General features: G+C 39.5%; 4 protein-coding genes. All 4 read left to right on the top strand.

Annotated features, from left to right (window positions below; genetic code table 11):
- The first annotated feature begins 147 nt into the window (after nucleotides 1-147).
- A complete protein-coding gene (locus FJR06_RS17475) occupies nucleotides 148-2,313 on the top strand; it encodes a tetratricopeptide repeat protein (protein ID WP_168651909.1) in 2,166 nt (721 codons plus the stop codon).
- Nucleotides 2,314-2,622: 309 nt separating this feature from the next.
- Nucleotides 2,623-2,817, top strand: coding sequence for a heavy-metal-associated domain-containing protein (locus FJR06_RS17480; protein ID WP_168651910.1), 195 nt, complete (start codon nucleotides 2,623-2,625; stop codon nucleotides 2,815-2,817).
- Nucleotides 2,818-3,155: 338 nt separating this feature from the next.
- On the top strand, nucleotides 3,156-5,789 hold the full coding sequence (gyrA, locus tag FJR06_RS17485; RefSeq protein WP_168651911.1) for a DNA topoisomerase (ATP-hydrolyzing) subunit A: 2,634 nt from the start codon (nucleotides 3,156-3,158) through the stop codon (nucleotides 5,787-5,789).
- A gap of 80 nt (nucleotides 5,790-5,869) precedes the next feature.
- Nucleotides 5,870-7,435, top strand: coding sequence for an apolipoprotein N-acyltransferase (lnt, locus tag FJR06_RS17490; protein ID WP_168651912.1), 1,566 nt, complete (start codon nucleotides 5,870-5,872; stop codon nucleotides 7,433-7,435).
- The last annotated feature ends 137 nt before the right edge of the window (nucleotides 7,436-7,572 follow it).

A 7,572-nucleotide genomic window follows, 5' to 3' on the forward strand; every position in this document is an offset into this window, starting at 1 on the left:
CGCTGTCCAGATGTGTCTAGACTTTGGTAATTTTGGGTAAGTTTTATAGAACGGATATCTCTCTAGATAATCTGCTAATATCAAACAGCTACCCTAACATCCAATCACGCTTCTGCAAAAAATCACCACTGGATAGGGAAAATTGTTATGAACAGCAAAAACCCCATGTTCTCAAATCTGGCTTTAAAAAGTGCCATTTTCTTGTCACCCTTACTGCTATCAACGGCTTTTATCAGTGGGTATTCTGTGCCATCTGCTACTGCTCAGGTACTATCAAATCAGGAACGGGAAGAATTAGCGCGACTGCGACAAGAAACCAGAACTCAAAAACAAGTTCAATCTGATTTTGAACGGGCTTTTACTCGCACGAATACTTTGCTTAATATCTGGTTGACTATTTTAAGTTTATTTCCTGTGGCCTTAATTGCCATGTTATGGTTTTTTCGTCGAGCAGTAATCAGAGAAATTGTCGAACGAGCAATGCAGCAAATTCAAGGAATTGAAAATTTGCAAACTCAATTAACTACGGTTCAAGCAGAAGCCAAAAAACTGATTCAAGCATCTAAAAATACTACTCAAGAATTAGCACAAGAAGTTAATACACTTAAACAAAAGATTCATGGTGAGGAAGAAAATTTATCTATTCTTTTATCTGATTTACCCAAATCAAAACAAGAGTTTTTAACAGCTTTGGAAATTGAAGTTAAATCTGCTCAAGAGAATATTAGTAATTTAGAGTTTAGATTAAATACTCAACTAGAACAATTAACCTTATCTGCTCAACAGCAAAAAATTACAATTGACAATATCAAAAAGTTAGAATTTGAGTTATTTTCTCAATTTACCCAACTCAAGTCAGAAGTAGAAAATCAAAAAGATATCGCTGTTAGTGATATTGAACAATCTCGCGCTGATTTGATATCTCAATTTCAAGAGTTAGAGTCGGAAACTCAACAACAGAAATTTCATACTGTTGAGAATTTAGGGAAATTACAATCAGAATTTAATAATGAATTATCTCAATTTCAATTAGATGTTAAAAATCAAAAAGATATAGTTATAGGTAATATCGAAAACCTGAATAATATATTTAAGTCAGACATTACTGAATTAAAAACTGATACCCAAGTTAAAAAATATCAATTACTTGAGGATTTTGGTAAATTACAAAGCGAATTTTCTCAGCAACTTACAGAATTACAAAATAATGCTCAACAACGACAACAGCAAATTATTGAGAATTTAGAAAAGTCCGGTGGAGAATTTACATCTCAGTTTTCCGGTTTACAAAATGATGTGCAAGAACAGCAAGTTACTATTCTGGAAAATTTGCAGAAGTTAGAAATTGAATTTTCTCAGCAACTTACAGAATTACAAAATAATGCTCAACAACGACAACAGCAAATTATTGAGAATTTAGAAAAGTCCGGTGGAGAATTTACATCTCAGTTTTCCGGTTTACAAAATGACGTGCAAAAACAGCAAGTTACTATTCTCGAAAATCTGCAAAAGTTGGAAATTGATGCTCAACAATGTAAAGATATAATTCTCAAAGAGTTAGCGGAAATTACACCTACTCCAACACCAGAAAAAGCACCAGAACCATTACAACCAGAAGTTTCTATTGATGATTATATCAAACAAGCAGAAATGCTATTTTTAGAAAAACGCCATGAAGATGCTTTAGCTGTTTACGAACAACTCATTAAAATTCAACCTGAAAATCCAGAAAATTGGCTGAAACGGGGGATAATTCTCAATCGTCTAAAACGCTATAAAGATGCTATAGCTTCCTATAATCAAGCCATTAAAATCAATCCTGAATATCATCAAGCTTGGTGTGATATTGGTGTGGCTTGTGGAAATTTAGGAAAACATCAAGAGGCTTTTAACTGTTTTGATAAAGCTACTAAAATTAAACCTGATGATGGAGTTGCTTGGGTAAATCGTGGTTTATCTTTGCTAGAATTAGAACGTTACGAAGATGCAGTTACTTCTTTTGATAAAGCTCTAGAATTTCAACCCAATTCTCCTAAAGTCTGGGATAAACGGGGTTACACTTTAGTAATGTTGGGAGAAGATGATCAAGCAATTATCAGTTTTGATAAAGCATTAGAAATTAAATCTGATTATCCTAGCGCATATTATCATAAAGCTGCCTGTTATGCACTCCAAAGAAAGGTGGAATTAGCTTTGGAAAATCTGCAAAAAGCTATGGAATTTAATCCCAGTTATCGAGAAGATGCTGCAACTGATATTGATTTTGATGACATTAAAAATGAGCCAGATTTTCAAACATTAATTCAGGGTTGATGTTAGAAAACCTACTGTGTTGGGTAACATACGTCAACCCAACCTTGTATCTTAGAGGTAGATGACATTGAGAACCAAATTTATATAGTACGAAATTACTATATTCGTGTTTGGCTGTCAACTACCACAGGAAATCCGTTGAAATCTACCCTGCGGTACTAGCTTTTCTGGCGCAAAAAATCAACAATTGTTCTTTCTTGACTAATTAATCTAGAAGATTTAAGATATACTTTCTTTTAAAGCATAATGCAGTTAGTTAAGACGCATATTTTTGTGACTTTTAATTGAGTTTTCACTCCTTTTTTACCTATGACAATTAAACTCACTATTCCCGGAATGGCTTGTTCTGCTTGTGCTAGTAATATAACCAAGGCAGTTAAAGCTGTTGATGCTAATGCTATTGTGGAAGCTGATCCTCAAACCAAGTTTGTCAATGTAGATACTCAAGCTTCAGAAACTGCTATTAAAGAAGCTTTGACTGCTGCTGGTTATCCTCCTGCTTAAAATCAAATCCCCGATTTCTTTGAGAAGTCGGGGATTTTGTTATTTCGGCTGAATATGATGGGAAATTTGGAAATTATTTGTCCTTCTGTTTTCATTTTGAAAAGTTATTTTAGATGCAATTAATCAATCAGATTTATAGATTGTTTTCAAGAATCTAGCCTTTTTATATAAGTTGTAAATTGACTATTTTTCGATATTGGATAGTATTTGTGCGAATTGCGTCACAATATGTTAGAATTATAGCAAAATATGACAACTATTCAAAGTTAATTTGACATAATTTTGTCTTTTGTCAAGTTGAAGCCTAAAATCTACATTTTTTTGGAGTTTTCGAGTTTATGACAACCTCACAGGAGAGGATTATCCCGACGGATTTGCGAGGTGAAATGTCGCGGTCTTATCTAGAATACGCCATGAGCGTCATTGTAGGTCGGGCGCTGCCAGATGCTAGGGATGGTCTCAAACCTGTGCATCGTCGCATCCTCTATGCCATGCACGAACTGGGTTTACTACATGATCGCCCCTTTAGAAAATGCGCCCGTGTGGTCGGGGAAGTTTTGGGTAAATATCACCCTCACGGTGATACAGCAGTGTATGATGCTTTGGTGCGGATGGCGCAGGATTTCTCCATGCGATCGCCTCTCATCAGTGGACATGGTAACTTTGGTTCAGTGGACAATGATCCGCCGGCGGCAATGCGGTACACAGAATGTCGTCTGCACGCCCTAACCAGTGTAGCCCTCCTCCAGGATATTGAAGCCGAAACCGTAGACTTTGCCGATAACTTCGATGGTTCTCAACAAGAACCCACAGTTTTACCCTCCCGCATTCCTCAACTTCTCCTCAATGGTTCTTCGGGGATTGCTGTGGGAATGGCCACAAATATTCCTCCGCACAACTTGGGAGAATTGATTGATGGATTAGTGGCACTAATTCACAATCCCGAAATCACTGACATTCAGTTAATGCAGTATATTCACGGTCCCGACTTCCCGACTGGGGCGCAGATATTGGGAGTCAGTGGCATTAAAGAAGCTTATACCACTGGACGCGGTTCAATTACCATGCGGGGTGTGGCTAATATTGAAACCCTTACCCAACGCAACCGTCCAGAACGGGAAGCAATCATCATTACCGAATTGCCTTACCAAACCAATAAAGCGGCATTAATTGAAAAAATTGCCGAATTGGTGAATGATAAACGCATTGATGGTATTTCCGATATCCGGGACGAGAGCGATCGCGATGGCATGAGAATCGTTATAGAATTAAAACGAGATGCCTATCCCCGTGTCGTTTTAAACAACCTTTATAAACAAACCCCTTTACAGTCTAACTTTGGGGCAAATATGTTGGCACTAGTCAACAGTGAACCCCAAACCCTGAACCTCAAACGTTTCCTCAGCGTCTTCCTAGATTTCCGTATTCTCTCCATTGAACGCCGGACTCGCTACGAACTCAGGAAAGCCCAGGAACGAGATCACCTATTACAAGGTTTATTAATTGCCCTATCACGATTAGATGCAATTATTGTTTTAATTCGTCATGCACCAGACGCACCCACAGCCAAAGGTGAGTTAATTACAACTTACGGACTTTCGGAAGTGCAAGCAGACGCAATTTTGCAAATGCAACTACGGCGATTAACAGCACTAGAAGCCGATAAAATTCGCCTCGAACACGACGATTTACAAGTTAAAATTACCGACTTATTGGATATTTTAGCTAGACGGGAACGGGTGTTAGAAATCATTGAAACCGAAATCAGTCAAATCAAAACTAGTTTTGCCACACCCCGGAGAACAGTAATTACTCATGGGGAAGGAGACATAGATGATATTGACTTAATTGCTAATGAAAAAGCAATTATTCTGGTGACAGAACAAGGTTACATCAAACGGATGCCCGTCAACACCTTTGAATCTCAAAGCCGTGCCACCAGAGGTAAAGCCGGGGCAAAAGTCAAAGATGATGATACCATTGAACATTTCTTGACCTGCTGCGACCATGATAGTATCTTATTCTTTAGCGATCGCGGAGTCGTGTATTGCCTGAGAGCATATCAAATTCCCGTCAGTTCGCGCACCAGTCGGGGGACACCGATTGTACAAATGTTGCCCATTCCCAAAGAAGAAAAAATTACCTCCATTGTCCCCGTAGACGAATTTAGCAGCGAAGAATATCTCGTCATGCTCACCAAAGGCGGTAACATCAAAAAAACCGTCCTGGAAGCATTTAGCCACATTCGCGCCAACGGATTAATTGCCATATCCTTAGAAGAAGGCGACCAACTGCGCTGGGTGAGAAGAGCTAGGGTAGAAGACAGCATCATTATCGGTTCGCGTCAAGGTATGGCCATTCACTTCCGCTGTACTCATGATCAACTGCGTCCCTTGGGTAGAGCCACTCGTGGTGTAAAATCCATGAAACTCAAGAACAAAGACGAACTCATAGGCATGGACATCCTGCCTGCGGCTATTCTTGATACCTTAGCTACTGTGATAGAAGGGGAAAGCGAAGAAAGCGAAGAAACCGCAGAAATTGAAGAAATTGTAGAAACCGCAGAAATTGCCGAAATCGAAAATAGCGAGGAAATTGTAGAAGTCAGCAACGCCAGCAGTACCGGACCTTGGGTATTAGTCATTACCATGGGCGGTTATGGCAAACGCGTTCCCGTTTCCCAATTTCGACTGCAAAACCGTGCTGGTCAAGGTTTAATGGCCACCAAATTCAAAAACCGCAAAACAAAAGACAAATTAGCCACCTTGCGAATTGTCAACAGCGACGAAGAAATCATGATGGCCACAAATCGCGGTATCATTATTCGTCAAGCGGTCAATGCCATTTCTATCCAATCAAGATCAGCCACCGGAGTCAGAGTGCAACGTCTAGACGAAGATGATGCCATTACCGGAGTTGCAATTGTTCCCCCCGACACAGGAGACAATGGCGAACTAGAAGAAGCAGAATAGACAATTAATAAGATCCCCGACTTCTCTAAGAAGTCGGGGATCTGAATTGAATTACTTTATGTACTTTAGGACACAAGGAGATGATCAAACTCGGACAGCAACAGATTTCTAAATCCATTAAATATTATACCTTATCTTTTATCAGTGGCATATTCATGGGAACGACCGTTGCCCCTATTGGTGCATGGTTTCTAGCCTGGATTGCCCTTGTTCCCTTGTGGCTATTAGTTATTAAATATACATCCAAAACAGATCCCCCTGCCCCGCGCCCTGGGTTCCTGAGCGAAGTCGAAGGGCTGCCCCTTGCCCTAATTTGGGGTATCGGTTATCACGGAGTTGCCTTGTCATGGATTACAGGGATTCATCCAATGGATTGGTTAGGTGTCCCCTGGTTGCCTAGTTTAATTATTACCCTCCTTTGTTGGGCATTTATTAGCCTTTGGGGGGGGATATTAGTCTCTGTTTGGGCAGCTTTAATGGTGCGTCTAGATAGGGGAAATCCTTGGTTGCGTGTTCTATTTGGTACGGCCATTTGGTGTGGCTTAGAAAGCCTCTGGAGTGCAAGTCCTCTATGGTGGAGTTCTCTGGCTTACACTCAATCACCGCAAAATCTCGTAATTCTCCATTTAGGACAGCTTTCTGGACCCAATACTGTGACTGCGGTGATTGTGGCTTTTAATGGGTTAATTGCGGAATATCTCACGCAGAGACGCAAAGGCGCAAAGGAAGAAAGAAATACTATTTATTTGGCTTTTTCTCTGTTTATTATTGCTCATTTAATTGGCTTTTTTCTTTACGGTCAACCGTTGACGGAAAGCTCGAATACGGCTTTGAAAATCGGTGTTATTCAAGGTAATATTCCTAATAAAATTAAGGTTCTTCCTGAAGGTTTGCGCCGGGCGATTACAGGTTACACTGAAGGATATTTAAGTTTAACTAATCAAGGTGTGCAAGCTGTTCTTACCCCGGAGGCTTCTATACCTATTTTTTCTCGTGATTTACTTCAAACTCCTTTATTCGCAGCTATTCGGGAAAAGGGTGTAATAGCTTGGATAGGTGCATTTGGTGAACGAGGAAGTAGTTATACAAATAGTTTATTTACGGTTCTTGGTAATGGGGCAATTACTAGCCGTTATGATAAATCTAAACTTGTGCCATTAGGAGAATATATTCCTTTTGAAAATATTTTAGGGGGAATTATTCAACGTCTATCACCGCTAGAAGCACACCAAGTTCCGGGTAAAGCCAAACAAATTTTTGATACTCCTTTCGGAAAAGCAATTATTGGTATTTGTTATGAATCTGCTTTTGCGGAAAACTTCCGATATCAAGCTTCTATGGGGGGAAAATTTATGCTCAGTTCTTCCAATGATGCCCATTATACGGCAGCAATGGCAAATCAACATCATGCCCAGGATATCATGCGGGCAATTGAAACTGATAGATGGGCTGTGAGGGCAACAAATACAGGTTATTCGGCATTTATTAATCCTCATGGGCAAACTCTCTGGAAATCGGCTTATAACACCTATCAAACTCATGCAGAAACTATTTATCCTCGTCAAACTCAGACTTTATATGTGCAGTGGGGTGATTGGTTGACCCCTTTATTGTTGCTTCTAAGTGCTTTAATTTGGCTTTTTTGATTTCCTCTCTACTGTATTTTCTCGTCCCAATAGAAAGTGGTCTGAAAATAGAAGTATTTGCTTGCGGATTAAGACTATCGTTTAGAGGTTGTTTGAAAAGTATTATATTAAACCAGTAATCTCCAAAAACCTAACCC

Origin of the sequence: Dolichospermum sp. UHCC 0352 (assembly GCF_009711925.1) — a bacterium.
Classification (GTDB): domain Bacteria; phylum Cyanobacteriota; class Cyanobacteriia; order Cyanobacteriales; family Nostocaceae; genus Dolichospermum; species Dolichospermum lemmermannii.